Source organism: Bradyrhizobium sp. 1, from assembly GCF_023073315.1.
In the GTDB taxonomy this organism is placed as follows: Bacteria; Pseudomonadota; Alphaproteobacteria; order Rhizobiales; family Xanthobacteraceae; genus Bradyrhizobium.
The window spans coordinates 475,161-501,998 of the sequence record NZ_JADPJH010000010.1 but is presented as its reverse complement, the minus strand read 5'-3'; the positions used below and the strand labels follow the sequence as shown (position 1 = coordinate 501,998).

Sequence of the window (26,838 nt, the reverse complement as noted above, 5' to 3'; positions counted from 1 at the left end):
TTGTGGGAGAAGGTGGCGCGAAGCGCCGGATGAGGGGTCTCCATCCACGGGCAAAAATGCTTGCGGAGACAGACCCCTCACCCGAGTGAGCCTGTGTCTGCTAGCGGAGATGCCCTCTCCCACAAGGGGAGAGGGCACAGCAATCGGCGCCGCGATCTGACGACGATATCAGACCTGCTTCCCCGCAATGATCTCCTGTAACGTCGCAACATGCCTTGCGAAGGCGCCGCGGCCAGTTGCGGTCGCGGTGACCGTGGTCTGCGGCTTCTTGCCGACGAAGGCCTTGTCCACCTGGACGTAGCCGGCCTTGGCCAGGGTCTCGATATGCGCGCCGAGATTGCCGTCGGTGGCGCCGGTGAGCTTTTTCAGCCGTGAGAACTCCAGGCCGGCGGATACAGGCAGCGCGTTCAGCGCGGCCATGATCTTCAGCCGCAGCGGCTGGTGGATGATGTCGTCGAGCTCGGCCATGGCTAGCTCCGCCGCATCCAGAGGCCACCCACGAACAGGCCGCCGCCATTGACGACCGCCATCCACAGCAGGAACGGCATTCCCGGAATGTAGACATATCCGATCAGCGTCAGCGCGATGATCGCGGCGCCGATCACGATGAAGGCGGTGCCGAACCACACGCCTGCCAGCATGTAGAACAGCATGATGTAGACCGGCCAGAACGTCGACTGCTGGCGTCCCGTGAATTGGCCGAGCACACAGCAGAAGATGCCGAAGGCGATGATGAACAGGAACGACAGTATGTAACGGCGGTCGAAGGTGCGAATGCGGGATTGCGCATAATTGCGGGCGCTGATCGCGAAGAGGCCCGCGGTCGCGAGGACGTAAACCGCGATCCAGAAATACAGCCCATAGCGAGGCCAGAACCAGCCCGAGATGTTGCCGGCGAAGACGAGAACACCCCACATCAACATGATGGTGCTGGTGAACCGGTAGATTAGCGACTGCCGCAGACGGCGAACGGTATCGTCGATGTCAGCCAGCGCGTCCGTGGCTTGCTTGCTGTCGATCATGACTGCCCTGCCCCGCGCGTTGCCACGTCCTCGGCGATGACCGAGACCGCCTTCGGGTTGGTGACCATGCCCATGTGGTTGATGCCGTCGATGACCTTGACATCGACCGACGGCCTGATCGCCTGCACGGCCTCGGCATATTTGTCCGAGATCATCATCTCGTCCTCGGCGCCGCCGAAGATCGTCATCGGGTGTGTCACCGCAGGCAGATCGAGGCGATAGCCGCGCGTCGCGAAATTGCGCATCAGGCGATCGGAATAGGTGGAGACGAGGATCTTCTCGAAGTTCGGCCTGACCGCGAAGGCCAGCACGGGCAACTGCGAGCAGCAGTCGATGCCGAGCTTGCGGAGTGCGGCGAGCCCCAGGACGCGCGGCACGTCGGCATTGGCCCAGCCGCCGGAATGCGGCCGGTTGGTCGGCGCGTCATAGCCGAGATAGGGCGCGACCAGCACGGTGCGCACGAACATGTCCTGCATGATCGGTGTCGCGGCGACGCGCAGCGAGAAGCCGGCGCCGGCGGAATGGCCGATCAAGGTGAGCGGCAGGTCCGGCGCGGTCTTGCGCACCTCGGCGACGAAATCGACGAGGTCGTCCTCGAGCTGGCCGACGTAACCGATATCGCCATGCGTACCGGAGCCGCCATGGCCGCGCATGTCGAGCGCCCAGGTCTCGACCCCGCGCGAGGCGATCGCGTGGGTCAGCGCGTGATTGACGGCGCCGCTGGAGCCGGAGGAGCCATGGATGAAGATCGCGCCGCGGCCAGTCGTGGAGCCGTTCGGGGCATAGTGGCGGAAGCCGATCCAGGTGCCGTCGCGGGCCTGGAAGCGCTCCAGCGGGGGCAAAGTGGACCAGTCGATCCCCTTGGCGGAGTCCGAGACGGAGCGCATCTCGGGCGGCCGCTCCAGCGGCGCTGCGATCATCGCGGTCAACAGGAGGGCCACGGCGCCGACACCGCACAGACCCCATTTCAGCAAGCTCAGCACCCCTCGCAGCAATCGCATCGTCATGGCGCAAACTCCGTTGAATCGATCATCAATAGAGAACTCTATAATACAGAGTACTCTCCCAATCAATCCCCTAGATAGCGCCGGACGGCGAAAATCCTTAAACAGCGGGTCTGACCCCAACATGCCGAATCGTTTGCGATGCCGCCTGCGGAACAACTGAACAACGCCCCCGAATTCACCGTCTCCGAGCTCTCGCAGTCCCTGAAGCGGACGGTGGAGGACACCTATGGCCATGTCCGGGTCCGCGGCGAAATCTCCGGATTTCGCGGCGCCCATTCCTCCGGCCATTGCTATTTCGCGCTCAAGGACGAGAGCGCCAAGATCGAGGCGGTGATCTGGAAGGGCGTGCACGGCCGCATGCGCTTCAAGCCCCAGGAAGGGCTCGAGGTCATCGCCACCGGCAAGCTCACGACCTATCCGGGCTCCTCGAAGTACCAGATCGTGATCGAGGCGCTGGAGCCGGCCGGCATCGGCGCGCTGATGGCGCTGATGGAGGAGCGCAAGAAGAAGCTCGCCGCCGAAGGCCTGTTCGACGAGGCGCGCAAGCAGCTGCTGCCCTGGCTGCCCGAGGTGATCGGCGTGGTGACCTCGCCGACCGGCGCCGTGATCCGCGACATCCTGCACCGGCTGGAGGATCGCTTCCCCCGCCATGTGCTGGTGTGGCCGGTGAAAGTGCAGGGCGAAGGCTCCGCCGAACAGGTCGCGGCCGCGATCCGCGGCTTCAATGCGATTGCCCCGGGCGGCAGGATTCCGCGGCCCGACGTGCTGATCGTCGCGCGCGGCGGCGGCTCGCTGGAGGACCTCTGGTCGTTCAACGAGGAGATCGTGGTACGCGCCGCGGCCGAAAGCATGATCCCGCTGATCTCGGCGGTGGGCCACGAGACCGACATCACGCTGATCGATTTCGTCGCCGACAAGCGTGCGCCGACGCCGACCGCGGCGGCCGAAATGGCCGTGCCGGTGCGCAGCGATCTCTTTGTCGAGGTCGCCGATCTCGGACGGCGCACCCACGCCTATTGGCGGCGCGCTCATGAAAGCCGCCGCAGCGAGCTGCGCGCCGCGGCGCGTGCCCTGCCGGCGGCCGGCGATCTGCTCGCGATTCCGCGGCAGCGGCTGGATTCGGCGGGCGCGTCGCTGCCGCGCTGCCTCAGGGCCAACACGCATGCGCATTTCCGCAGGTTTACCGCGGCGAGCGCAAAGCTGACGCTGCGGGTGCTGCACGGCCAGATCTCGCAGGCCGATCACCGGCTCACCGTTTGCGGCGAGCGGCTCGGCCTGTCCGCGCGCTCGCTGCTGCGGCGGCGGCGCGACCGTTTTGCCGGGCTCGAGGTTCGCTTGCGTGCTTCAAAGCTTTCGAATGCGCAGGCGCAGCGCAATGCGATTGCCCGCCAGCACGAGCGCACGCAGCGTCTGGCCGAGCGCGCCAATCGCGCGCTGGCGACGCTGTTGCACCGGTTCGATGCCCGCGTCGAAAACAGCGGCAAGCTGCTTTCGGCACTATCCTATCGCGGCGTGCTCGCGCGCGGCTTTGCGCTGGTGCGGGATGAAGCCGGACATCCGCTGCATTCGGCAGATAGCGTCGGGCCCGGCGCACGGGTCGAGATCGAGTTTGCGGATGGGCGTGTCGGTGCGACGGCGGATGCGGATCGCCCGGTGCCCGCGGCAAAGCGTGCGGCGGCGCAGCCGAAGCCCGCAGCACACGACGCCAAGCCCGCGCCGAAGCGCGTGGGCAAGCCGGTGGATCAGGGCAATTTGTTTTAGGCGCGAGGGAAGGTGCTTCCACGAACTCGTCATTGCGAGCGGTGTGGAGGCAGCATGCCCTACCGGCAGGACAATCCCGCGTCGATCGTGGTCCAGAAGCCGCAATGGTCCGGCGCGACCATGGGGGCGCCGGCGTGGGCTTCGAACAGGAAGACCGCGACGGTGAAGACGATGAAGGCGGAGGAGAACAGGACGAAGCGGTTGCGCATGAGAGATGCGTTTAATCGACATCGTGGTCGAATGATGGCGACGCCGCATGTTGAAACCACATCAAGCCGCGATTCGTAGTTTTCCGGTCGGCCATCACAGCCGTGCAGGGCGGTGGTCGATGCGGGGCTGTCCGCTGTTGTTCCTCGGGCGGCCCCGCCTTCGCTTCTCACGAGCTACGGCGTGGCGAGCCCGCGCATCCGAGCTACCGGGCCAGCCACTCCGCGACTTCCTTCTGCGAGTTCGCGCGCGCGACCGCATCGGTGCCGAGATGGCCGTGCTCGGGCGCGGCGGCATCGCTGCTGCCGCTAGCTGCGTGCAGTGGTGTGTTGGCGCGGTCGAAATCGTGATAGGCGCCGGGATAGACGACAATACGCGCGAGCGCGCTGCGGCCGTGGGCGCCGTCCACCATCTGGCGGCAGGCCGGCGGCGACGACACGTCGTCATTGGCGCCGATCAGCACCAGCGTCGGCACCCGCGCGCTCCAGCCAAGTCCGGCGGAGATCCGGCAATCCGGATAGAACGCGATCGCGGCGCGGAAATCCGGACCCTGATCACGCGCCGCGCTCTGCGGGCGCACCGCCCAGAGCAGCGCGCTGGCGCCGTTGGCCCAGCCGATCAGGCTGACACGGTCGCGGGCGACCCAATTCTGCTTCATCAGCCAGGCGCGCGAGGCCGCGATGTCGGCGACGCGCTCGCGCCGCGCCTTGATGTGCATCTCCTTGACGCGGCATTGCGGCCCGAGCTCGCGCGAGCCGTAGCTGTCAGGCAACAGCACGGCATTGCCGGACTTGAGCAGCCGCTCGGTCCAGTCGCGATAGCGCGGCAGCACGGGATCGGCATGGCCGCCGAGTCCGCCGCAGCCATGCAGCGCGATCACGGTCGGGAACGGTCCCTCGCCCTCGGGCTTGAACAGCTGCGCATGCAGGATTCCGGAGGCGAGCGGAATCTCGACCTGATGCGCCGCCGTCTCCGGCGCGGCGCGCGCGGCGGACATCAGCAGCACCAGGAACAGGGCGGTCAATCGAAGGCGCATCGGTCTCTGCCACAAAATTCCCAGGCTGAGCACTATCACGCGGAAACGGCGCCAAAACATCACAAACCGGTGGGTTTACCGGGCGGACAAGCCACCCTATCTATGCTACATCCCGTCCAACACATCGTGCCCTCCGGCGTCTTGACGGATGCGGCCTTCCACGGAGACTTTCGACCGTGCTGAACAAGTTCGGCTCTTCCGGCCATGGCGAAGCGCAGGTGCAATATCTCGACGGCGATTTCCGCGTGATCTCGCCGGGGACTTTTGTTCGCTGCGCCATCACCGACACGCGGATTCCGCTCGACGAATTGAAGTACTGGAGCGTGGACCTGCAGGAGGCCTACGCCACACCCGCCGCCGTACTGCAGCGGCACTATCCCGGCGCGCCGAAGCCGCAGCAATAAGGCTGCGCCCGCGCTGCTATTGCTGCTCGGGACCATCGCCGCCCACGCAGGTCTTGATGAAGTTCTTCCGGGGTTCGCCCACGATCTTCTGATCGATCGCCTGCTTCAGGCAATCGACCCGCGCCTGCGCCATGCAGAGCTGCATCTGGTCGCGCTTGTCCTGTCCCTTCAGGCTTGCCGTGCTGGCAAGACACGTCACCCGCTTGGTCGCAGGAACCGGCACTGTGGTGGGCGCAGCGGACGGCGTCGTTTGTGCAAGCACGGGCGCAACAATCAGACACACAAGGCTGGCGGCCACGGCCGCAGAGGGCAATTTCATCGCATTCTCCTGATCGCCTGAAAACGATAGGAACTTGCGATGAACGTCGCCTGAATAACGAACTGCGTAGGGTGGGTTAGCTCGCGGCTGCGCGAAGCGCAGTCCGCTGGCGTAACCCACCATGCCTCAGCGAATGCGGGACGAAGTTGGTGGGTACGCTTCGCTAACCCACCCTACGAGATCAGCGCCTGGAAAATCGCCGCTCGCGCGCCTTGTAGAGCTGATCGCTGATCAGCTGCTTGAGCTTTGCCGGATCGTCGAACTCGAGCTGAACGGCGAACGGCACGATGCCGTCGGGCACATCATCACGGCCGCGCAGGCGTGAAAAATCCTTTTCCGTGGTCACCAGCGTGAGCTGCTCGCGCTGTGCTTCCGCTGCCATCGCGGCGATCTCGTCGCGCGAGAACATGTGATGATCGGCGAAGGGACGCGTGCGCGCGACCTCGATACCGCCCATGCGCAGGGTGCGGAAGAAGCGCTCGGGATCGCCGATGCCGGCGAAGGCGAAAACCCGTTTGCCGAACAGCGGCGCGAGCGAGGCCGCATCCGGCTTCAACCGCGCGCGCAGCTCCGGCTTGTTGCGCTTGGCAAGCTCGGCGGCAACACCGTCCGCGGCGTGCCCGTTGCCGATCAGCACCAGCGCGTCGGTGCGCGCGAGCTGTGCCTTCAACGGCGCGCGCAGGGGGCCTGCCGGGAACACCTTGCCGTTGCCGAGGCCGCGCTCGCTGTCGATCACGATCAGCGAGGCATCCTTGCGCAGCCGCGGGTTCTGGAAACCGTCATCCATCAGGATCACTGTGGCGCCCTGTGATTTGGCGAGCGCGACGCCTTCGAGGCGGTCGCGCGCGACCGCGACGGGAACGTCGCGCACCATCATCAGCGGCTCATCGCCGACGTCGGACGCGGTGTGGCGCTCCCGGTCGACCATGACCGGGCCCTCGAGGCGTCCGCCATAGCCGCGGCTGAGCACGACAGGCATCTCGCCGAGCTCGCGCAGGAGCTTGGTCAGCGCCAGCACCGTCGGCGTCTTGCCGGCGCCGCCGACATGGTAATTGCCGACGCAAATCACGGGGATGCCGGCGTCGAAACCCGGCAGCGCCATCCGCCGCGCAGTGATCGCGCCGTAGAGCGCGCCCAGCGGACTGAGGAGATGCGCCTTCGGAGAACGTGGCCGGTACCAAAAGGCCGGCTCACGCATTGGCGGCTCCCATCTCGATCCGCAGTTGCAGCAGATAGGGCTCGAGCGCGGCCATGGTGCGATTGAGCGCGCCGCCGAGATCCTCGACCACGCCGCGACCTGCGCGCTGCATCTTGTCGCGCATAGCGGGATCGGCCAGCAGCTGGCCGAGTTGCTTGACCAGAATTTCCTGCGTGTCGGCCTGGCGCGCGCCGCCGCTCGCATCGAGCGCCTCGTAGACATCGGCGAAATTGAACACGTGCGGACCATGGACGATGGCGGCGCCGAGCTTGATCGCCTCGATCGGATTCTGGCCGCCATGGTGGATCAGCGATCCGCCCATGAACACGATCGGCGAGAGGCGGTAGAACAGGCCGAGCTCGCCCATGGTGTCGGCGATATAGACGTCGGTCGCAGCCGTCGGCAGTTCTTCGCGCGAGCGCAAGGCGGGTTTCAGGCCGGACGCCGTGATCATGCCCGACATCTGCGAGCCGCGATCCGGATGCCGCGGCACGATCACGGTCAGGAGTTGCGGGAAGAAACCGACGAGGCTGCGATGCGCCGCGACCAGCATCTCGTCCTCGCCCGGATGGGTCGAAGCCGCGACGATGATCGGACGGCCGCGCGTCATCGCCATCAGCCGCTCGAGTTTTGCGGGGTCCGCCGGCGGCGCCGGCACGTCGAGCTTGAGATTGCCCGTGGTGACGACGTCGCGGCCGCCGAGTGCGGAATAGCGCTCCGCGTCCGTCTTCGACTGCGCCAGACAAATATCGAACCGCGACAGCAGCGCCGAGATAGTGCCGTACATGCGCCGCCAGCGCGGGAACGAACGCGGCGACATCCGTCCGTTGATCAGCACCATCGGCACGCGCCGCGCCGCGCCCGCCAGGATCAGGTTCGGCCACAGATCGGATTCGATGAACAGCGCCAGCGACGGCTTCCAATGGTCGAGGAAGCGCGCGACGTAGCGCGGGGAATCATACGGCACGTATTGATGGATCACGTCGGGCGGAAAGCGCTTTGCAACGACGGCCGCCGAGGTGACGGTGCCCGACGTGAGCAGGATGCGCAGGTTCAGATCGCGCAGCCGCTCGATCAGCGCGGCGGCCGCCAGCACCTCGCCGACGCTGGCGCCGTGGATCCAGACCAGCGGGCCGTGCGGCCGTACGTCCCGGCTAAGGCCCCGCCGTTCGCCGACGCGTTCGGGATCTTCCTTGCCCTGCTTCAGCCGCCGCTTGATCAGCACAGGCGCCAGCGGCAGCAGGCCGCTCGCCAGCCGCTGATACATCCGCAGCGTCATGGGCAGCGAGTTAGTCATCCTGAGGTCCCGGGCGGCCGAGCTGCGCATAGGCGCGGCGGGTCGCTTCGTTCAACGTGTCTTCCAGCTCCTGCCGCAGCGTTTCCATCATGGCAGCGTCGGCATCCGGCGGCACGCTGATTTCCTTGATGCCCACCAGTGCGCCCCGCCCGAACGGCAAATTGATGGTGGTGCGATCCCAGTTCTTGAGCCGGATGAAGCGGCTGGTCGCCATCGCGAAAGGCATGATCGGTCGCCCCGATTCCCGTGCCAGCATGATGATGCCGAGGCCTGCCACGCGCGAGCGCTTGGGGACATCGGCGGTCAGCGCGACATTACAACCGTCCTGGAGCGTCCGCACCATTTCCTTGAAGGCGCCGACCCCGCCTTTGCGGTGAAAGGCGCCGCCATGGTCGCCGGACCCCCTGATGGTGCCGATGCCAAGCCGCTCGGCGGCAATCGCGTTGAACTCGCCGTCGCGGTGCCGCGAGATCAGGACCCTGGCCTTGTAGGACTCCTTGTTCCTGATGAAGGGGGTGAGGAAGTGCTGGCCGTGCCAGAAGGCGAAGATCGCGGGGATCTGCGGCTCGACGATGTCATAGACCTCGGGCGGATCGAAGGTGAATTTGTTGGTCCGCCAGACCAAGCGCAGATATTCGGCCGCCAGGACCCCGACGGCACGCTGAACGAAGCTGCTTCGTAGCGTATTGCGAAGCAGTTTTTTCAACGCGCCGGTTCTTGATTCGGGTCGAGCAGACGGTGGAGATGGACGATGAAATAGCGCATCTGCGCATTGTCGACCGTGCTCTGCGCCTTCGCCCGCCAGGCGGTGTGGGCGGTCGCATAGTTCGGATAGAGGCCGACGACCTCGACATCGTCCAGGTTCTTGAAGGTGTTGTGCTCGAGATCGAGCAGCTCGCCACCAATCACGAGATGAAGCAGTTGCTGCGGGGCACTATCTGGCATGGTTTCTGTTCCTAAAGGGCTGCCCGGCAAAGCAGTGTTCGAGAAGCACGACAAAGGCGCTCAGGCCAAGGGACGGTTTCGAAAATGCGCGACAATGCCCGCATGACGATCGCGCCCCGCTGCCACCAGCACCCCGTGCGTCACTTCCCGGCGGTTATAGAGGATGGGATCTCCGGAGAGGTCACTCATCCTACCATCCGCTTCCTGCACGATCAAATCGGCCGCCGCAAGGTCCCAATCATGGCTGTTGCCCCCCGCAAAAGCCGCATCCAGCACGCTGTCGGCAACCCGGCAGATCCGGAGCGCGAGCGAGCCGATTCGCGGGTGCAGCTTGATATCGCCGCCCAAGGTATTGAGCCGCTCGACCATCGGCTTCGGGCCGGCGATACGGGAAAAGTCGAGCGCGGAGCCGGGCGCCGCCCGCACCGCCTTGCCGTTCAGCGTCGTGCCCCGTCCGCGGGCCGCGAAGAAGAACTCGTTGGTAACAGGCGCGAACACCGCACCCAGCACCGGCGCGGCATCCTCGACCAGCGCGACGCTGACACACCATTCGTCATGACCGTTGAGATAGTTGCGGGTGCCGTCGATGGGATCGACGATCCAGGTCAGCCGCCGCGACAGCCGCGTGGCGTCATCGGCGCTTTCCTCGGACAGCCAGCCATATTCGGGCGTGGCAGCGCGCAGGCGCGCTTCGAGCAAATCGTTGACGGCGATGTCGGCTTCGGACACCGGCGAGGACGCGCCCTTGGTCCACTTCTTCAGCTCGGTGCGGAACATCGATTGCGCGAGGCTGCCTGCCTCCCGCACCGTGTCTCTCAGCAGCGCCGCATCACGCGTCAAAATGGTTTCGAGGGAGTGTGCGTCAACGTCCGCCAAGCGTCAAACCCTCGATGCGTACCGTCGGCGCATTGACGCCGTAGCGGAATTCGAGATTGTTCGCCGGCTGCATCGACTTGAAGATCTCGAACAAATGGCCCGCAATGGTGACTTCGCTGACGGCATAGGTGAGCTCGCCGTTTTCGATCCAGAAGCCGGAGGCGCCGCGGCTGTAATCGCCCGTCACCCCGTTGACGCCCGAGCCGATCAAATCGGTGACGTAGAAACCCTGCTTGATGTCGGCGATCAGCTCGGCCGGCGTCGGCGTGCCCGGTTCGAGATGCAGATTATACGGCCCCGGCGAGGGTGAGGACGATACGCCGCGATGGGCGTGGCCCGTGGTGGCAAGGCCAAGCTCGCGCGCGGTGGCGCAATCGAGCAGCCAGGTCGTCAGCACGCCCTCGTCGATCAGCGCGGTCTTCTTCACGGCGACGCCCTCGGCGTCAAACGTCTGCGAGCGCAGGCCGCGCTTGCGCAGGGGATCGTCGATGATGCGGATGTTTTTCGAAAACAGCTGCTGGCCGAGCTTGTCCTTGAGGAAGCTGGTCTTGCGCGCGATCGAGGCGCCGTTGATGGCGCCGACGACATGGCCGACCAGCGAGCCCGCAACGCGCGGATCGAACACCACCGGCACCTTGCAGGTCTCGACCTTGCGCGGATTGGCGCGCGCCACGGTGCGCTCGCCGGCAGAACGGCCGACGACCTCCGGCGACAGCAAATCAGCGCCATGCGGCGCCGAGGTGAAGTCGTAGTCGCGCTCCATGCCGGTGCCTTCGCCAACGATCGCGGTCGCCGAGATGCCCTGGCTCGAGCGCAGATAAGAGCCGTGGAAGCCGGTGCTGGTAACCAGCACCATGCCGCCCATCCCGGCGGAGGCCGAGGCACCGCCGGATTTGGTCACGCCCTTCACGCTGAGTGCCGCAGCTTCGGCCTCGAGCGCGCTGCGCTCGAGCTCTGAAGTCGCGGGAATATTCGGATCGAGCAGATCGAGATCGGGGAAGTCGCGCGCGAGCAGCGCGGGATCGGCCAGCCCAACGTATTTGTCGTCGGGTGCCACGCGTGCCATCGCGACCGCACGCTCCGCAAGCTTGGTCACGGCATCGCCGCTCGCGTCATTGGTGGAGACCACCGCCTGGCGCCGGCCGACCAGCACGCGCAGGCCGACATCGTCGCCCTCGGAGCGCTCGGATTCCTCGACGCGGCCGTCGCGCACCTCGACGCCTTGCGAGACGCCGCGCACCGCGACCGCATCGGCCGCATCAGCGCCGGCGCGCTTTGCCGCCTCCACCAGCCGCTGTGCGAGATCGGACAGCGCGGATTGATCGAACAGGTCGCGATTGGCTTTTGGCGAAAGCGTCGAGCTTGGTGAAGGGTTCACAAACGAAATCCTGTTGGGGCGAGGTTCGGGACCGGAACCCACAGATGTGCCCTGATGGAGCGGACTTCAAGCATTTTCAGCCCGTCAAAAGCTCAGATTCGCGAGACCTGCGCAACGTCTCGTCAATCATGCGTGCCAAGGTCTTGTCAATCATGACCGCCGGTGACGCTGGGTTAACCAGCCTTTTTAAGCGGTTTCCGAAACTGCCGCGCTAAGGTCCTCGCATCGACCGGGAACATAATCCTGGCGGGGAGAACTAAAGCCGTGAGGCGTCAAACAGCAACATGCGGGGCCAACCCCGCCGGGTCGAGCCGCTCCCTGCGGCTCGACCCCCTTTCCCTTCCGGTCCGCTTCGATGCGCATGATCCGCGCGCCGACGGATACACAAGGCAGATCGAGCTTCATCGCGAACGCGTCGTGCTGCGTCGTGCCGTCCGCGGCATGCAGATGGCGATCAACGTCCGCGTCAGCGACTTCACCGGCGTCGCGCTGCGCGGCAATGACGAGGCGCAGACCCTCGTGCTCGTGCACCGCGATCCCTCACTCTCCGTTCCGCTGCTGATCAGCGCCGATGGCGACGAACTCGCCGAGGCCTGGGCGATCTGGAGCGAGCTGTTCGCGCTTCCGCAGCTCGACGAAGGTGCGCGTAAGCCCGCAGCCCGCCGTCGCCGCTGCAACGCGATCCGCGACCGCCGTCCGAAATTTCTGATGCGCCGCCGCGCCGGTGTCGCGCGCGAGCGGTCGGTTCATCGCGACGAACGCGAGATCATCGCGCGGAACTAGGCGAGATGCCGTAGGGTGGGCAAAGCGAAGCGTGCCCACGTCTTCTATCCATCATTGAGAGGTGGTGGGCACGGCGCAAGTGCGCCTTTGCCCACCCTACGAGACCTACGACGCCGCCCGCATCGCCGCGTCCGCCAGCAATCCCGTAAACAGCAGCGCCCCCGCATATTTGTTCGAATAGAACAGGCGCTTGCACAATTCCGGATCGTCGATCTTCAAGCGCACGATCTGCGAGGCCAGATGCACACCGAAGGCCATGAGCCCGAGCCAGGCCGGCCAGCGCACATCGCTTGACGCCAGCGCAACGCCGATCAGCATCACCGCCAAGCCATAGAACAGGACCAGCGCCTGGTGCGTATGCGCGCCGAACAGGCGCGCGGTGGACTTGACGCCGATCAGCGCGTCGTCCTCGGCGTCCTGATGCGCGTAGATGGTGTCATAGCCGATCACCCAGGCGATCGACCCGGCATAGAGCACCAGCGCCGTGACGTCGATACGGCCGAAGGTGACCGCAAAGCCCATCAGCGCGCCCCATGAAAAGGCGAGGCCGAGGAAGACCTGCGGCCACCAGGTGACGCGCTTCATGAAGGGATAGATGGCGACGACCACGAGCGAGGCGACGCCGGTCGCGACAGCAAAGCGGTTGAACTGGAGCAGCACGACGAGGCCGACCAGCGCCAGCGCGACCAGGAAGGTCAGAGCCTGCGTCATGGTGATTTGCCCCGCGGGCAGCGGCCGCGAGCGGGTGCGCTCGACCTTGGCGTCGAGGTCGCGGTCGGTGATGTCGTTCCAGGCGCAGCCTGCCCCGCGCATCGCGAAGGCGCCGATGAAGAACAGGACGATGGTGAGCGGCAGGCCGCGGACGTCGTGCGCAATGCCGGCGGCAAGCGCCGCCGACCACCAGCACGGCATCAACAGAAGCCAGGAACCGATCGGACGATCGAAGCGCGACAATCGCAGGTAGGGCCGCGCCCATTGCGGCGCAAGCGTATCGACCCAGTTGCCGGTGGAATCGGCAACGCGGGCGGATGTGCCGCTCATCGAGTGAGGACGTTGCCGTTGAGCGTGTCGAAGGTGCTGCCGCCCTTCTTGCCGGCATTGGCCTCAGGCGCCGAGCCCGAACCCAGCACCTCGCTCAGCGACGGACCGGCGGGACCGCGCGGCTGCTGCTGCATCTGCAGCGCAACGTTGCAGACCTTGGCCTGCGTCGCCTCGGTGTTCTTGTGGCTGGCCTGCAGTTGGTCGCCGACCTGTGGCGGAATTCCGCATTTGGCGGAATTGGCCTGGACGTATTTCATCATCTTGAATTCGGCCTGGCTGTAATTCTTGAACAGCTTGCAGGCTTCGTCCGGCGTCGCGTGACGATCGCTCGCGGCCTTGATCATCTTGCCGCGTTTTTCGGCCTCTTCGCGCAGCGGCACGAATGCCTTCATGCAGTCCTCGCCGGGACCGGCTTGCGTCGGCGGAGCCGCACTGAAAGCGCCAGCGCCGCCCATGGGCGCGGCGCCATTCACGGGAAAGGACCCCTGCGGCGCCGTGCCGACCGAGGCGGTCGGCGCCGAGCCGTTCACGGGCGGGAACGCCGAACTGGGCGCGGTCTGGCCCGGCAGCGGCGCAGGGAAACCCTGGGCATAGGCGCCTGCGGCACCCATGGTGACCATGGCGGCGGCGATCGGAACCATCAAATGACGGATCATCAAGATAGTCTCTCCGGCAGGAGCTTACGGGTTCGGCGTCTTCCCAATTGAAGCGCAACCAGCGTGTTCACGATTTTACGATTCCCGCCGGCGCTTAACAACCCGTCGAATGGGGCAAGAGCGCGGCGCGGAGACGCACCAATTCGGTGATATTTACCCCCAAAAGTACCGGTTTGGGTTAAGAACGGCCGCAAATTGGACCTTTGGACGATGCCCTCCCACGATTTTCGCGCCCCCCGCCTGTTTATCGATGCACCCCTGGCCCAGGACGCCAGGATCCCGCTCGACCGTGACCAGAGCAATTATCTCGGCAATGTGCTGCGGCTTGCCGCCGGGGCCGAGGTTTTGGCGTTCAACGGCCGCGACGGGGAGTGGCAGGCCGCCATCGAGGGCCGCAAGCGGCCGGATGGCCTCGTCGTCCTCCAGCAGACCCGGCCCCAGGACCGGCTGGCCGATCTCGCTTATGTCTTCGCCCCACTCAAGCACGCCCGGCTCGATTACATGGTCCAGAAGGCCATCGAGATGGGCGCCGCCACGCTCCAGCCGGTCGTGACCCGGTTCACCCAGACTTCCCGGGTCAACACCGAGCGGATGCGCGCCAATGTCGTCGAGGCGGCCGAGCAATGCGGCATTCTGAGCATTGCCGCTGTGGCCGAGCCGGTGCCGCTGGATCGGTACCTCAGCCAGCGCGCCGCGGGCCGCCTGCTCGTCTTCTGCGATGAGGCGGCAGAGGTCCAAAACCCTATTCAAAGCCTGCAAGACGCCCGGGAGGCCGGGCATGACCAGGGCGGAATTGGTATCGACGTGCTGATCGGCCCCGAAGGCGGCTTTGCCGAGGAAGAGCGGGCGCTGCTGCTGCGGCAGCCGAAAATCCTGCGGCTGGCCCTGGGCCCGCGGATCATGCGCGCCGATACGGCCGCGGTCGCGGCGCTGGCGCTGGTCCAGGCCGTGCTGGGCGATTGGGGCGGCTGATGCCGAATGGCTCCAGTTTAATCGCTAGAGCCGCCGCGAACTCGGTGCACCTCCCCGCAGGCGGGAGAGGGAGCGCACCTTCGTTGAGACTCAAGCAGAGCCTCATCCCCATCAGGCCCTAACCTATTCCCCTCGCGAGCGGTGCAGGGTCTCGGACGGGAGCTCTGCGAAGGCCGCCCTGTAACTCGCCGCGAACTCGCTGAGATGCCAGAAGCCATGCGAAATCGCGCAGGACTTCACACTGCGCGCCGCCGGGCCGATGCGCAGCTGCTTGCGCACCGACCAAAGGCGCAAGATCCGGCTATAGCGATGCGGGCTCATGCCGCAGATCGCCTGCGTCGCACTCTGGAGAGTCCGAACCGACACTCCCGTCTGCTCCGCCAGTTCTGTCGTCTTGTGCCAGATCATCAGATCGCGCCGGATCAGTTTTTCCATGTCCAGAACGATACGCCGATAGCCATCCGTCGCGGTCGGAACAGGTCCGCTCTTCACGCTGCTGCGAAGCGCGGCATCCATTCTGCCAAGCAGGGCTTGTTCAACGAGCCCTCGCGAAGCCGGCGCGTTCAGGAAGCCCGGGTCATTCGCGGCCGTTTCAAGCGTCGTTGAGATCAAGCCGCACAGGGAGACGAGCGCGTCAGCTGCCGGGTTCAGCAAATGATAGCCATCACTCAGCTGAGCCCAGGGTTCGCGTTTGGGTGGGCTGAAATAGACAACGGCCATCAGACGACCCACCGGCTCGTACACCAGGCAATCGGATGCGCCGGTGAGAATGACGATGGAGCTGCCGATGGATTGCCCGTTGATACGGGAAGAGGTCACGTGATCCATCGGTACGACCACCGCGGCGGCATTCGTCAGCTGATAGCCGCGAATGATCCGCGGGAAGGTTTTCAGCAGGGACAGGGTCATGGTCGGCAGACTGAGCCGTGCGCGCATGATCGCAGTCGTCCCGGCGGACAACGGCATGCTGGATGCGCCGGCATATCTCTCGCTCTCGTCGAAATGATCGGCGTCATACGACTGGAGTTCGAGGGCTGACGACGACTTGAGACGTTGGAATGACATTCAGCAGTCCAGCCCTTTCCTGACGTTGTGCCGCTTACTTGGCTTTCGCGGCGTTGCAGCGCCCTTGGGAATTTCCTTGGGAGTTTCCTTGGAAGTTTCCTTGGAAGCATCCTTGGGCGCTCGCAGATCATCCGGCCCGTTGATGCCGGAGCGTTTGAGGTCGCGAAGGAGCTTTGTCAGCAGCAGCATGTTCGTCTTCTGAAGTTCGTGGTTGTTTCCAAACCTGAATAAGTTCTGCTCGGTCACGATGAGCCCGGCCTTGGTCTCGGCGAGAATCTTTCGCCGCTTGAGTCCCGCCACGCGACGGCGAACTGTCTCGAGCGGCAGGCTGAGAAAGCGAGAGAGTGCTGCCCGGGACACCCCCTGCTTGATGACATCCGGTTCGACCGCATGAATGCTGGAGAATTGCTCGTCCAGCGACGGATCGTTCATCACATTGATGACGTTCGCGTTGAGAATCGCATGAACGATCAGAAGGTCCAGCGGGTCGAATTCGTCGTAGTGCCGGAACATCTCGCTGATCGAGAACAGCATATAGGCCAGCGTATGTCGCGAAACCGTCCGGGTAACATCTGAATCATTGCGCATGAATCGAAACCAACATTCACAGTGTAGACGAAGGCAGCAGCCAACGGATTATCCGCCATACCCAAAATGAGTATGCGACGACTTGCCTATCGTCCTCAATTTCTCATCGTGACGTGGGACCTGTTGTTGCGGTGCGTTGAGGTGCGCGCGTCAAACAAATCGCGATCGGCCGCTGAAACTTTCATCCGCGACGACCGTATCTAGCCGCTTCAAAGATGCCAGCTCCTTGCAGCCGTCCATCGCGCAGGACGCCATGGTCATGGACGGCAACGTTGTATCGGACGCGCGGCGACGCGAGGAGCTGGAGCTCATCAGAGCATTTCTCGGCATACCCGACCCGGGAAGGCAGAGAATTCTCGAACTGGCCGAGCAACTCGTGGATGAGGCTGCGTCCGATACCGCGGAGCTCGCCTTCATCCCAACCGATGCGTCACCTGGTAAAGCGCCCGGAGACGTCCCTGGCCGACTGAATAAAAGCGAAGCACCTCCTCCGATCATGCCTCGATCTGTCTGGGTTGTGTGCTGAGTGCGCCTCTTAGGGTATTAAATTACCTTAAATGCTTACGACCAGGTCGGCGCTTCCCACGTTCAAAGCCGTTAAGCGATTGATCCTTTGGAGGTCGAAACGGCTTTCGGGCCATGCTAAGGGCTGCGCCAATTCGCTTCCTTGCCCTGCCCGGCTCTACCGGGCCGATGGACCCCTGAGATGACCGCGACTGCCACCTCAAATGCTGCCGGCTCCGCCGCCTGGGCGGATACGCTGCTGTTGTCGTTCGCGCAGGCCGGCTATGTCAGAGCCGAGCCCGCGATACTGCAGCCGGCCGAGCCGTTCCTCGACCTCTCCGGTGAGGACATTCGCAAGAGCCTCTATCTGACGACGGATCTTTCCGGCGAAGAGCTGTGCCTGCGCCCCGATCTGACCATTCCGGTCGCGCGCGATTATCTGGCCTCGGGCCGCGCTGGCCAGCCGGCGGGGTTCAGCTATTTGGGCCCGGTGTTCCGCTACCGCAGCGGCCAAGCGAGCGAGTTTTTGCAGGCCGGCATCGAATCGTTCGCCCGCCAGGACCGCGCCGCGGCCGATGCCGAGATGCTGGCGCTGGCGCTGGAGGCGACGGCGGCCTTCGGCGTCCGCGATGTCGAGATCCGCACCGGCGACGTCGCGCTGTTCAACGCGCTGCTCGATGCGCTCAACCTTTATCCGGTGTGGCGCCGCCGTCTGGTCAAGGATTTCAACCGCAAGATCAGCCTGGAGCAGGATCTGGAAAAGCTGGCGGCTGCGACCACCGCGACCCGCAGCGAGTACGAGGGCGTGCTGGCTGCGCTCGCCGGCTCCGACCGCAAGGCGGCGCTCGCCTTCGTCACCGATCTGATGTCGATCGCGGGGACCACCAATGTCGGCGGCCGCACCACGGCCGAGATCGCCGACCGCTTCCTCGAGCAGTCGACACTGAAGGGCGGCGCCCTGCCACGCGAGGCGATCGCCGTGCTCAAGCGCTTCCTGTCGATCGCAGGCAATCCCGACGACGCCATCGCCGAGCTGCGCGCGCTCACCAATGACGCAAAGCTCGATCTCGCGGCTGCCATCGACCAGTTCGAGAGCCGGGTCGGCTTCATGGCCGCGCGCGGCATCGACGTGAAAGCGACGCGCTTTTCGACCGCGTTCGGGCGTGGCCTGGATTATTACACCGGCTTCGAATTTGAGCTGCATCACCGCGGCAACGGCGCCGAGCCGCTGGTCGCCGGCGGACGCTATGACGGGCTGATGACCCAGCTCGGCTCGGTCGAGCCGATCCCCGCGGTCGGCTTCTCGGTCTGGGTGGATGCGCTGACTAAAATTGGCCGCAAGGTGGGAGCTTAAGCCATGAGCGCGCCGTTCGTTCTGGCCGTTCCCTCCAAGGGCCGCCTGCAGGAAAACACCGAAGCCTTCTTCGCCCGCGCCGGGCTGAAGCTGTCGAAAGCCGGCGGCGTCCGCGACTATCGCGGCACGCTCGCAGGCCTCGACAATGTCGAGGTCGCCTATCTCTCGGCCAGCGAGATCGCCTCGCAACTGTCGCGCGGCCTCGCGCATCTCGGCGTCACCGGCGAAGATCTGGTGCGCGAGAACATCGCGGATGCCGACACGCGCGTGTCGCTGATCGAAGGGCTCGGCTTCGGCTATGCCGACGTGGTCGTTGCAGTGCCGCAGGCGTGGATCGACGTCCGCACCATGGCCGACCTCGATGACGTCACCACCGGCTTCCGCGAGCAGCACCACATGCGGATGCGGGTCGCGACCAAGTTCATCAACCTGACCCGCGCCTTCTTCCAGAGCCAGGGCATCACCGATTACCGCATCGTCGAAAGCACGGGCGCGACCGAAGGTGCGCCCGCGGCCGGCAGCGCCGAGCTGATCGTCGACATCACCACCACGGGTGCGACGCTCGCCGCCAACGGCCTGCGGGTGCTCGACGACGGCGTGATCCTGCGCAGCCAGGCCAATCTGGTGGCCTCGAAGGATGCCGACTGGTCGCCGCAGGCACGCGAGACCGCGCGCGTCATCCTCGATCACATCGCAGCGCGCGCCCGGGCCAACAAATACCGCGAGGTCCGCACCCGCTTCCGGCAGTGCGACGAAGCCCTGCTCGGCGAGGCCCATGAGCGGTTCGGCGTCGAGGCCCCGTTCGGCGGGCCGACCTCGTCGGGCATGCTCACCCTGCACTGCCCGCCGGGGCAGCTTTATGCGCTGGCGAGCTTCCTGCGCGAGCATGGCGCCGAGACCGTCTCGGTGGTTTCGCTCGACTACGTATTCGACCGGGAGAACCCGCTGTTCGCCAGGCTCGAGGCGTTCCTGCGGCAGTGAGCCCAAAGTTTGTTGAGCAGGTCCGTTCAGCGTAGCGACAGCAAACGGCAGCTACCATATGCTGTTGAGATGACCTTGCAAGAAAACCTGATCGCCTCTGGAACCTTGATCGATGACGCTGGGCTCTGACGTTTCCGGCATGACAGCCACCGCGGCGAGCGCCGCCGCGAAGGGACTGTCGATTGTCGTCCCCGTCTATAACGAGGCGGCGGGGCTCGACGGCCTGCACCAGCGCATCTGCGATCTCGCAAAGACCTTGCGGCAGCGCTATCGCCTCGCTTGCGAGATCGTCTATGTCGACGACGGCAGCACGGACGCGACGCTGTCGATCGCGCGCAGCCTGCCGGCTGACGCGGTCGACGTCCAGGTGGTGTCGCTGTCGCGCAATTTCGGCAAGGAAGCGGCGCTGATGGCCGGGCTCGACCATGCCCGCCTCGGCGCCGTCATGTTCATGGACGGCGACGGCCAGCATCCGCCTGATCTGGTCGAGCAGCTGGTGCGGCACTGGATCGAGGACGGCTACGACGTCGTCTATACCGCCAAGGCGCATCGCGACAACGAACCGTTCCTGCGGCGCGTCGCCGTGCACGGCTTCTACGCGCTGATCAATTGGGGGGCGCGCCAGAAGATCCCCGAAGACGCCGGTGACTTCCGCCTGCTGTCGCCGCGCGCGGTCGCAGCGCTTCGGCAATTGCCGGAGCGCAACCGCTTCTTCAAGGGTCTCGCAAGCTGGATCGGTTTCCGCCAGATTCGCGTCGATTACGAGCCCGCGCCGCGCACCCACGGTGTGACGACCTTCAGCGCCGCGCGTCTGCTTGGTCTTTCGATCGAAGGGGTGACCTCGTTCTCGGTGGCGCCGCTGCGCTTTGCCAGCCTGCTCGGCGTGATCCTGGCAGGCGGCGCCTTCCTGTTCGGCCTCTCGATCCTCTGGGAGGTCTTGACCACCGGCAAGCAGGTGCCCGGCTATCCCTCGCTCGTGATCGGCCTGATGACGATCGGCGGCGTGCAGCTCATCATGATCGGTATCGTCGGCGAATATATCGGCAAGATCCTCTCCGAACTGAAGGCGCGCCCGATCTACTTCGTCGCCGAGCACAGCGAAAAGCATTTCGAGACCGAGACTGCCGACGACGCTGCGAGCAGGACGGCGGCCGAATGAGCGCCGCCGCGACGCTGCGGCAGATCTGGCTCTGCGCCGACGATTATGGCATCAGCCCGGGCGTCAACCGCGCCATCCGCGACCTGATCGAACGCGGCCGTCTCAACGCCACTTCGGTCATGATGGTGGGACCTGCGATCGAGCGCAGCGAGGTCGAGGCGCTTCAAGCCTCGGCGAAGACAAGCCCACGCTGCGCGATTGGATTGCATGTGACGCTGTCGGCGCCGTTCCGGCCGCTCACCATGCATTTCCGTCCGCTCGACGGCGACATGTTCTTGGCCTTTCCAAAGCTGCTGCGCGCAGGCCTGATGCGCCGGCTCGACCGCGAATTCTTTCGTAACGAGGTGAAGGCGCAGCTGGCGGCCTTCGTGAAAGCGTTCGGGCGCGCGCCTGACTTCGTCGACGGCCACCAGCATGTGCAGCTGTTTCCACAGGTCCGCGACGGCTTTGTCGATGCGGTCAGCGAAGTCGCGCCAAAGGCCTGGGTGCGCCAGGGCGGCCGCGACCTGCCGCTGGCGCAACGGCTGGCCTCACCGAAAGCCATGGTGCTGGATATCCTCAGCGCACAATTCCGCCGCCGTGCCGGCAGCGCCGGCCTCGGCTTCAATCCAGGCTTTGCCGGCGCCTATGATTTTACGCGCGCGGCCGATTTCGGTGGATTGATGCGGCAATTCCTGGAGGGCCTCCCCGACGGCGGCCTCGTGATGTGCCATCCCGGCTTCGTCGACGAGGTCCTCACCGGCCTCGACCCGATGACGGATGTCCGCGAACGCGAGCATGCCTATCTCGGAAGCGAGGCGTTCCCGCAGCTGCTCGCGGCCAGCAACGTGACATTGGGATGAAACTGGCGAAAAGCGGTCACGAGGCAGCTTGTCGCATACCGAAATTTAATCCGGCCGGCACTGTTGGGGCCACAATGGAACCCTACATCCCGGTGGCGCTTGTTTCGCGCGAGGGAGACAGACCATGACGCCGCAGGAACGCCAACTCGTCGACGAGCTTTTCGACCGGCTTTCGAAACTGGAAAACGCACCGCGCGATCCCGACGCGATCGCCGCGATCTCCGACGGGCTGCGCAAGGCGCCCGGCGCCGTCTATGCGCTGGTGCAGACCGTGCTGTTGCAGGACGAAGCCCTGAAGCGCGCCCATAACCGCATCCAGGAGCTGGAAGCGGGACAGGCGCCGGAGCCGGCGCAGTCCGGCGGTTTCCTCGATACCATGCGCGACACGCTGTTCGGCGGAGGCCCTTCGCGCGGCTCGGTTCCGAACGTGCCGCCGCGTGACGCGCGGCCGGTCTGGAACACCGGTCAGGCGATGCAGCAATCGCAGCCCGGTTACGGCGCGCCGCCCCCTTATGGACAGGCTTACGGTCAAGGCCCGGGTCAGCCTCCGGGCTATGGTGCTCCCCCGGTCGGCGGTGGCGGCGGCTCGTTCCTCGGCACGGCGGCGGCTGCCGCGGCCGGCGTCGTCGGCGGCTCGCTGCTGCTCTCGAGCATCCGCGGCATGATGGGCGGCTCGCACCAGCAGGCCTTCGGCGACACCAACGCGCTGGGCGATCGCAGTCCCTGGGGCGGCAGCGACCAGTCCGGCGGCTCGCTCGCGCGCGATGCCGGCCTCAACGACATCGGCTCGAACCACGAGTCCCGCCAAGGCATGTTCGACCAGGCCTCGAATGACCGGGACAACGACAACAATCAGAATGACGACAATCAGAACTACGACAACGGCAATGTAGACCTCGCCGATGATGACAGCGATTTCGGCGGCGGCGACGATGGCGGCAGCGATTACGCGTAAGGCTGCTCGACAGCGCACCAAACAAAAGCGGCCGCCCGGGAGGCGGCCGTTTTCATGTCGGGCGTCAGATGCTCACATCACCACGACCTTGGTGCCGACATTGACGCGGCCGTAGAGGTCGATGACGTCCTCGTTGCGCATGCGGATGCAGCCGGAGGAGACGTTGGTGCCGATGGTCCAGGGCTCGTTGGAGCCGTGGATGCGGTAGAGCGTCGAGCCGAGATACATCGCACGGGCGCCGAGCGGATTTTCCGGACCGCCCTCCATGTGCCGGGGCAGATCGGGCCGGCGCGCGATCATTTCCGCGGGTGGCGTCCAAGCCGGCCATTCACGCTTGGCCGTGATCGACTTCACGCCGGACCAGGTGAAGCCGGGACGTCCGACGCCGATGCCGTAGCGCATCGCCTTGCCATTGCCCTCGACGAGATAGAGGAACTTGTTCGGCGTATCGACCACCAGGGTGCCGGCACTTTCCTTGCCGCTATAGTCAACAGATTGTTTCTCGAATCTCGGATCGAACTGACGCTGTCGCGGGTCGACCGCTTCCTGCTGAACCGCCCCCTGCATCTGCGGGTCGCCCATCGGCGGCAGGCGGCGCTGGTCGTAATAGCCGGGCTGCTGCTGATACATGGGCTGCTGCGGAGCATAGGCCGGACCGCGGCCGGGCCCATCGCTGAACAGGAACTCGATGAAGCCGCCGCCCATGCCCGAACTCGAGGCGACGCGCACCGGCGCCGGCGGCACCTGCGGCTGGTAAAGCACCGCGGGCGGATCGTTCGGCACCGTATTGTCGAAGGCGCGGGCGCTGTTGGCGCCGGCAATGAAGGTGCAAGCGCTGCCAAGCAGCGCGACAGACATCTTTTTGAACATCGACGTACTCTGTACTGTTTCGTCTAGTTGCATTCGCCGTCGAACGCGATGACTGATCCGCGCCCTCGACGTGGTCAATAAAAAGCAAAAGCCGTTTCGTTTGGTAAACGTATCGGGCGTTTTGATTCACCACGTCGCGAGCGAGCCGCAATTTGGCGATCAGCGTTTATTTTCGATGAACGCCGCGCAGCCATGGTTAATCAGCGGTTTTCACGTCGTCGCGCGCGGCCGCACGACAGTTCCTGCTGTGAACTTCGTGTTAAATCGCTTCTGCCTAAAAAGACGCGTGAGTGAGGTGGGGGGAGTTCCTGATGGCGATTCACCGCAAACGTTTTCGTGTCGAAGAGGCTATTGTCGGCGAGATGCCCAGCCCCGAAATGATTGAGGAGGCTGCGCCTATGCATAGCGAGATCATGGCGGAGCTGCGTGCGATCCGCGCCCAGATGGCGAAGGGCATCGCGCCCGTGCCGTTGTCCGGGAGCGCGGCCATGGCGGCGATCGACGCCTCCACGGCTCACGAGCTCTCCGAAGCTCGCACCATGCTTGATACCTACCGGGCTCAGATCGAACAGTGCGAGAAGCTGAAGATCGAGCTCGACCTGATCCACGACGCCATCGACCGCACCAAGCGCGAAATCGCCACGCTGCACGGCAAGAGCTTTGACGGCGCGGAGATGGCCAAGGTCAATGGCGAGCTCGGCGCGGTCGTCGGCGGCACCGAGCAGGCGACCCAGCAGATCCTGGAAGCCGCCGAGTCGATCGACCAGTCGGCATCGGCACTCGCCAAGGTCGATTCGGCCGACCAGCAGAAGCGTCTCGCCGACGACATCCAGGAACGCGTCATCTCGATCTTCGAAGCCTGCAACTTCCAGGACCTGACCGGCCAGCGCATCAGCAAGGTCATGACCACGATGAAGTTCATCGAGCAGCACATCAATGCGATGATGGATATCTGGGGCGGCGTCGACGCGATCAAGTCCCACGTCCAGCCGCAGGTCGACACCCGCAGCGAGGACGATAAACTGCTCAACGGTCCGAAGCTTAATGGCGACGTCGGCCACGCCTCGCAGGACGACATCGACGCGCTGTTCGATTAAGCAGACGCGGACCTACGGAAAAACAAAACGCCGGCGCAAGCCGGCGTTTTTTTGTTTTTGGAGCATCCCCTTGTCATCGTCCGGCTTGACCGGCGATCCAGTATTCCGAGTCGATAGCGATAATCGAGTGGCCGCGGCCTACTGGATGCCCCCCCGCCGTGCGCAATTGCGCACTAGGCGGGGCATGACGAAGGAGCGAGACTACGCCCGCGGCGCGCAGCGGACGTAGACCATGTTGCCATAGCGGGTGGCGGCGTCCTTGTCGATGAAGCGGGTGATCATGACCCGGCCGTCGAAGGAGACGATCTCGCGGTCTTGCTCGCCCGGGGTCGGACCGGCCGGCCCGATATAGTTCTTGCCGCTCGGCGAGCCCTTCAGCCGCAGCTCCTGAGGCGTCGCCTGGTCGGCGAGATGCATGACCACGCCGCCGGAGGAGCCGGCGGTGATCACATAGGGGTTCTTGCACTGCGCCCTCGCCGCAGCCTCGGTGCGGGCGCGGTCGGCCGGGTTCTGGAACGAGGCGAGGCCCCAGCGGCCGACGATCTCGTCGGCGCGGATGCTCGCCGGCATTTCCGGGCCGGTGCCGGGCTCGGCCTCGGGCGGCGGCGAAGACGACGAGAACGACGGCAGGCTCATGCCGCCGCCGCAGGCGCCAAGCAGCAGCGCCAGGCAAGATGCGGCCGCCAGATTGGCAACCCTGCGTGCGTGAGCTGAACTGATCATGACATTCCCCCGAGCAAACCGCCCCCCAAACAAGATCTCGACCACATCCCTCCTGCAGCCAAGCGCAAAACCGCTGTCGGAGCAATGACGTCCTTTATACGCCAGCGCGACCAATAAGTTTCTGTAGACACAATCCTATATCCGCCTCACCAATCGCTTAACCACCTTTGCTTGACAGGATCGCGGCCAAGCCATATTTCCGGGCGCACTATTAGCACTCGGAAAGCCCGATTGCTAAGCGCGCCGTTCGATCCTCGGGAAGAGGGCGGACGGAAGCGCCGCCCCACCCACTTTCCGCTACATCCGAAGCGAGCCTCCAAAGGGAAACGTCATGGCTAAATCCAAATTTCGTCCGCTGCATGACCGTGTCGTGGTCAAACGTATCGACGCCGAGGAAAAGACCAAGGGCGGCATCATCATTCCGGACAGCGCCAAGGAAAAGCCGTCCCAGGGCGAGGTTGTCGCCGTCGGCCCCGGCGGGCGTGACGAGGCCGGCAAGCTGACCCCGATCGACCTCAAGGTCGGCGACGTCGTGCTGTTCGGCAAATGGTCGGGCACCGAGGTCAAGATCGACAATGAGGATCTCCTGATCATGAAGGAGTCGGACATTATGGGCGTTCTGGCCTAAGGCCATTCGCCTGAACGGCCGCTGAATGTCATGCCCGGATCGACCGATCCGGGCATCGATCATTCCGCCGCAGATCACCAAACAAGACACATCACGAAACACAGGGGAATTGCAGATATGACTGCCAAAGACGTCAAGTTTTCCGGAGACGCGCGCGATCGCATGCTGCGCGGCGTCGACATTCTCGCCAACGCCGTCAAGGTGACGCTCGGCCCGAAGGGCCGCAACGTCCTCATCGAAAAGTCGTTCGGCGCGCCCCGCATCACCAAGGACGGCGTCACCGTCGCCAAGGAGATCGAGCTCGAAGACAAGTTCGAGAACATGGGCGCCCAGATGCTGCGTGAGGTCGCCTCCAAGACCAACGACCTCGCCGGCGACGGCACCACCACCGCGACCGTGCTGGCCCAGGCCATCGTGCGCGAAGGCGCCAAGTCGGTAGCCGCCGGCATGAACCCGATGGACCTCAAGCGCGGCATCGACACCGCGGTTGCCGCCGTCATCAAGGACATCCAGAAGCGCGCCAAGCCGGTCGCCGCCTCCTCCGAGGTCGCCCAGGTCGGCACCATCTCGTCCAATGGCGACGCCGCCATCGGCAAGATGATCGCGCAGGCGATGCAGAAGGTCGGCAACGAGGGTGTCATCACCGTCGAGGAAAACAAGTCGATGGAGACCGAGGTCGAGATCGTCGAGGGCATGAAGTTCGACCGCGGCTATCTGTCGCCCTACTTCGTCACCAACCCCGAGAAAATGACCGCCGAGCTCGAGGACGCCTACATCCTCCTGCACGAGAAGAAGCTCTCCGGCCTGCAGGCCATGCTGCCGGTGCTGGAAGCCGTGGTGCAGTCGGGCAAGCCGCTCGTCATCATCGCCGAGGACGTCGAGGGCGAGGCGCTGGCCACCCTGGTCGTCAACCGCCTCCGTGGCGGCCTCAAGGTCGCCGCCGTCAAGGCGCCGGGCTTCGGCGATCGCCGCAAGGCCATGCTGGAGGACCTCGCGATCCTCACCGGCGGCCAGCTGATCTCCGAAGACCTCGGCATGAAGCTCGAGAACGTCACGGTGAAGATGCTCGGACGCGCCGGCAAGGTCGTGATCGACAAGGAGAACACCACGATCGTCAAGGGCGCCGGCAAAAAGCCGGAGATCGAGTCCCGCGTCGGCCAGATCAAGGCC

Annotated in this window: 30 protein-coding genes; 12 read left to right on the top strand and 18 right to left on the bottom strand. The window is 65.0% G+C overall.

Annotated elements, in window-relative coordinates:
• Positions 1–168: 168 nt before the first annotated feature.
• Genes IVB29_RS05045 through IVB29_RS05035 form a run of 3 tightly spaced genes read right to left on the bottom strand, consistent with a single transcriptional unit; the run spans position 169 to position 2,029 of the window.
• Complete coding sequence (locus IVB29_RS05045; RefSeq protein ID WP_247502276.1) at positions 169–468, bottom strand: transcriptional regulator; 300 nt, start codon at positions 466–468, stop codon at positions 169–171.
• A gap of 2 nt (positions 469–470) precedes the next feature.
• Positions 471–1,022 carry a hypothetical protein gene (locus IVB29_RS05040; protein WP_247502275.1) on the bottom strand — a complete coding sequence of 184 codons (552 nt, stop codon included), beginning with the start codon at positions 1,020–1,022 and terminating at the stop codon, positions 471–473.
• Positions 1,019–2,029, bottom strand: coding sequence for an alpha/beta fold hydrolase (locus tag IVB29_RS05035; RefSeq protein ID WP_247502274.1), 1,011 nt, complete (start codon positions 2,027–2,029; stop codon positions 1,019–1,021). The genes IVB29_RS05040 and IVB29_RS05035 overlap by 4 nt, the downstream gene beginning before the upstream one ends.
• Positions 2,030–2,167: 138 nt before the next feature.
• Here IVB29_RS05035 and xseA point away from each other — a divergent pair, with 138 nt between their 5' ends.
• A complete protein-coding gene (gene xseA, locus IVB29_RS05030) occupies positions 2,168–3,790 on the top strand; it encodes an exodeoxyribonuclease VII large subunit (protein WP_247502273.1) in 1,623 nt (540 codons plus the stop codon).
• Positions 3,791–3,849: 59 nt separating this feature from the next.
• Here the strand turns inward: xseA and IVB29_RS05025 are convergent, their stop codons facing one another.
• Both IVB29_RS05025 and IVB29_RS05020 read right to left on the bottom strand, forming a co-directional pair.
• On the bottom strand, positions 3,850–3,999 hold the full coding sequence (locus IVB29_RS05025) for a hypothetical protein (protein ID WP_247502272.1): 150 nt from the start codon (positions 3,997–3,999) through the stop codon (positions 3,850–3,852).
• A 203-nt stretch (positions 4,000–4,202) separates the two neighbouring features.
• On the bottom strand, positions 4,203–5,033 hold the full coding sequence (locus IVB29_RS05020) for a dienelactone hydrolase family protein (protein WP_247502271.1): 831 nt from the start codon (positions 5,031–5,033) through the stop codon (positions 4,203–4,205).
• Positions 5,034–5,209: 176 nt separating this feature from the next.
• Between IVB29_RS05020 and IVB29_RS05015 the strand changes: the two genes are divergently transcribed.
• Positions 5,210–5,437: a DUF2093 domain-containing protein gene (locus tag IVB29_RS05015; RefSeq protein ID WP_247502270.1), complete on the top strand. Its 228-nt coding sequence runs from the start codon at positions 5,210–5,212 to the stop codon at positions 5,435–5,437.
• A 16-nt stretch (positions 5,438–5,453) separates the two neighbouring features.
• Here the strand turns inward: IVB29_RS05015 and IVB29_RS05010 are convergent, their stop codons facing one another.
• The 7 genes from IVB29_RS05010 to IVB29_RS04980 all read right to left on the bottom strand — a co-directional run bounded on the left by IVB29_RS05010 (position 5,454) and on the right by IVB29_RS04980 (position 11,450).
• Positions 5,454–5,756, bottom strand: coding sequence for a hypothetical protein (locus IVB29_RS05010; protein ID WP_247502269.1), 303 nt, complete (start codon positions 5,754–5,756; stop codon positions 5,454–5,456).
• 181 nt (positions 5,757–5,937) lie between these two features.
• Positions 5,938–6,954 carry a tetraacyldisaccharide 4'-kinase gene (gene lpxK, locus IVB29_RS05005; protein ID WP_247502268.1) on the bottom strand — a complete coding sequence of 339 codons (1,017 nt, stop codon included), beginning with the start codon at positions 6,952–6,954 and terminating at the stop codon, positions 5,938–5,940.
• A complete protein-coding gene (locus IVB29_RS05000) occupies positions 6,947–8,281 on the bottom strand; it encodes a 3-deoxy-D-manno-octulosonic acid transferase (RefSeq protein ID WP_247502267.1) in 1,335 nt (444 codons plus the stop codon). Before IVB29_RS05000 ends, lpxK begins: the two co-directional genes overlap by 8 nt.
• Positions 8,244–8,957, bottom strand: a complete 714-nt coding sequence (locus tag IVB29_RS04995; protein ID WP_247502266.1) for a lysophospholipid acyltransferase family protein — start codon at positions 8,955–8,957, stop codon at positions 8,244–8,246. Before IVB29_RS04995 ends, IVB29_RS05000 begins: the two co-directional genes overlap by 38 nt.
• Positions 8,954–9,196: a DUF4170 domain-containing protein gene (locus IVB29_RS04990; protein ID WP_247502265.1), complete on the bottom strand. Its 243-nt coding sequence runs from the start codon at positions 9,194–9,196 to the stop codon at positions 8,954–8,956. Before IVB29_RS04990 ends, IVB29_RS04995 begins: the two co-directional genes overlap by 4 nt.
• A 60-nt stretch (positions 9,197–9,256) precedes the next feature.
• Positions 9,257–10,072, bottom strand: a complete 816-nt coding sequence (locus tag IVB29_RS04985) for a 3'(2'),5'-bisphosphate nucleotidase CysQ (protein ID WP_247502264.1) — start codon at positions 10,070–10,072, stop codon at positions 9,257–9,259.
• Positions 10,059–11,450, bottom strand: coding sequence for a TldD/PmbA family protein (locus IVB29_RS04980; protein ID WP_247502263.1), 1,392 nt, complete (start codon positions 11,448–11,450; stop codon positions 10,059–10,061). Before IVB29_RS04980 ends, IVB29_RS04985 begins: the two co-directional genes overlap by 14 nt.
• A gap of 264 nt (positions 11,451–11,714) precedes the next feature.
• Between IVB29_RS04980 and IVB29_RS04975 the strand changes: the two genes are divergently transcribed.
• The gene (locus tag IVB29_RS04975; protein WP_247502262.1) at positions 11,715–12,233 is read left to right on the top strand and encodes a DUF6101 family protein; all 519 of its coding nucleotides are present in this window, start codon (positions 11,715–11,717) and stop codon (positions 12,231–12,233) included.
• A gap of 105 nt (positions 12,234–12,338) precedes the next feature.
• Here IVB29_RS04975 and ubiA read toward each other — a convergent pair whose 3' ends face one another.
• Positions 12,339–13,274 carry a 4-hydroxybenzoate octaprenyltransferase gene (gene ubiA, locus IVB29_RS04970; RefSeq protein WP_247502261.1) on the bottom strand — a complete coding sequence of 312 codons (936 nt, stop codon included), beginning with the start codon at positions 13,272–13,274 and terminating at the stop codon, positions 12,339–12,341.
• Positions 13,271–13,930, bottom strand: coding sequence for a hypothetical protein (locus IVB29_RS04965; protein ID WP_247502260.1), 660 nt, complete (start codon positions 13,928–13,930; stop codon positions 13,271–13,273). Before IVB29_RS04965 ends, ubiA begins: the two co-directional genes overlap by 4 nt.
• Positions 13,931–14,140: 210 nt before the next feature.
• On the opposite strand from IVB29_RS04965, the gene IVB29_RS04960 reads away from it, so the two are divergent.
• The gene (locus tag IVB29_RS04960) at positions 14,141–14,902 is read left to right on the top strand and encodes a 16S rRNA (uracil(1498)-N(3))-methyltransferase (protein WP_247502259.1); all 762 of its coding nucleotides are present in this window, start codon (positions 14,141–14,143) and stop codon (positions 14,900–14,902) included.
• 123 nt (positions 14,903–15,025) lie between these two features.
• On the opposite strand, the gene IVB29_RS04955 is transcribed toward IVB29_RS04960, so the two are convergent.
• Positions 15,026–15,967, bottom strand: a complete 942-nt coding sequence (locus IVB29_RS04955) for a helix-turn-helix domain-containing protein (RefSeq protein WP_247502258.1) — start codon at positions 15,965–15,967, stop codon at positions 15,026–15,028.
• Complete coding sequence (locus IVB29_RS04950; RefSeq protein ID WP_247502257.1) at positions 15,968–16,555, bottom strand: hypothetical protein; 588 nt, start codon at positions 16,553–16,555, stop codon at positions 15,968–15,970. It abuts the gene before it with no gap.
• Between the two features lie 706 nt (positions 16,556–17,261).
• Between IVB29_RS04950 and IVB29_RS04945 the strand changes: the two genes are divergently transcribed.
• From IVB29_RS04945 to IVB29_RS04925, 5 genes are all read left to right on the top strand, one after another.
• On the top strand, positions 17,262–18,413 hold the full coding sequence (locus IVB29_RS04945) for an ATP phosphoribosyltransferase regulatory subunit (RefSeq protein ID WP_247502256.1): 1,152 nt from the start codon (positions 17,262–17,264) through the stop codon (positions 18,411–18,413).
• A gap of 3 nt (positions 18,414–18,416) precedes the next feature.
• The gene (hisG, locus tag IVB29_RS04940) at positions 18,417–19,394 is read left to right on the top strand and encodes an ATP phosphoribosyltransferase (RefSeq protein ID WP_247502255.1); all 978 of its coding nucleotides are present in this window, start codon (positions 18,417–18,419) and stop codon (positions 19,392–19,394) included.
• Between the two features lie 112 nt (positions 19,395–19,506).
• A complete protein-coding gene (locus IVB29_RS04935; protein ID WP_247502254.1) occupies positions 19,507–20,553 on the top strand; it encodes a glycosyltransferase family 2 protein in 1,047 nt (348 codons plus the stop codon).
• A complete protein-coding gene (locus IVB29_RS04930) occupies positions 20,550–21,395 on the top strand; it encodes a ChbG/HpnK family deacetylase (protein WP_247502253.1) in 846 nt (281 codons plus the stop codon). Before IVB29_RS04935 ends, IVB29_RS04930 begins: the two co-directional genes overlap by 4 nt.
• A gap of 124 nt (positions 21,396–21,519) precedes the next feature.
• Positions 21,520–22,350, top strand: coding sequence for a DUF2076 domain-containing protein (locus IVB29_RS04925; RefSeq protein ID WP_247502252.1), 831 nt, complete (start codon positions 21,520–21,522; stop codon positions 22,348–22,350).
• 72 nt (positions 22,351–22,422) lie between these two features.
• Here IVB29_RS04925 and IVB29_RS04920 read toward each other — a convergent pair whose 3' ends face one another.
• Complete coding sequence (locus IVB29_RS04920) at positions 22,423–23,220, bottom strand: L,D-transpeptidase (protein WP_247502251.1); 798 nt, start codon at positions 23,218–23,220, stop codon at positions 22,423–22,425.
• Positions 23,221–23,531: 311 nt separating this feature from the next.
• Here IVB29_RS04920 and IVB29_RS04915 point away from each other — a divergent pair, with 311 nt between their 5' ends.
• A complete protein-coding gene (locus IVB29_RS04915; RefSeq protein WP_247502250.1) occupies positions 23,532–24,317 on the top strand; it encodes a protein phosphatase CheZ in 786 nt (261 codons plus the stop codon).
• Positions 24,318–24,518: 201 nt separating this feature from the next.
• Here the strand turns inward: IVB29_RS04915 and IVB29_RS04910 are convergent, their stop codons facing one another.
• Positions 24,519–25,040 (bottom strand): hypothetical protein, encoded by a 522-nt coding sequence (locus IVB29_RS04910; RefSeq protein ID WP_247502249.1) that lies wholly within the window; start codon positions 25,038–25,040, stop codon positions 24,519–24,521.
• 331 nt (positions 25,041–25,371) lie between these two features.
• Here IVB29_RS04910 and IVB29_RS04905 point away from each other — a divergent pair, with 331 nt between their 5' ends.
• Together IVB29_RS04905 and groEL are read left to right on the top strand one after the other, a co-directional pair.
• Positions 25,372–25,668, top strand: coding sequence for a co-chaperone GroES (locus IVB29_RS04905; RefSeq protein WP_092029438.1), 297 nt, complete (start codon positions 25,372–25,374; stop codon positions 25,666–25,668).
• A gap of 117 nt (positions 25,669–25,785) precedes the next feature.
• Positions 25,786–26,838, top strand: a 1,053-nt coding sequence (gene groEL, locus IVB29_RS04900; protein WP_247502248.1) for a chaperonin GroEL, incomplete at its 3' end; no start/stop codon positions are given.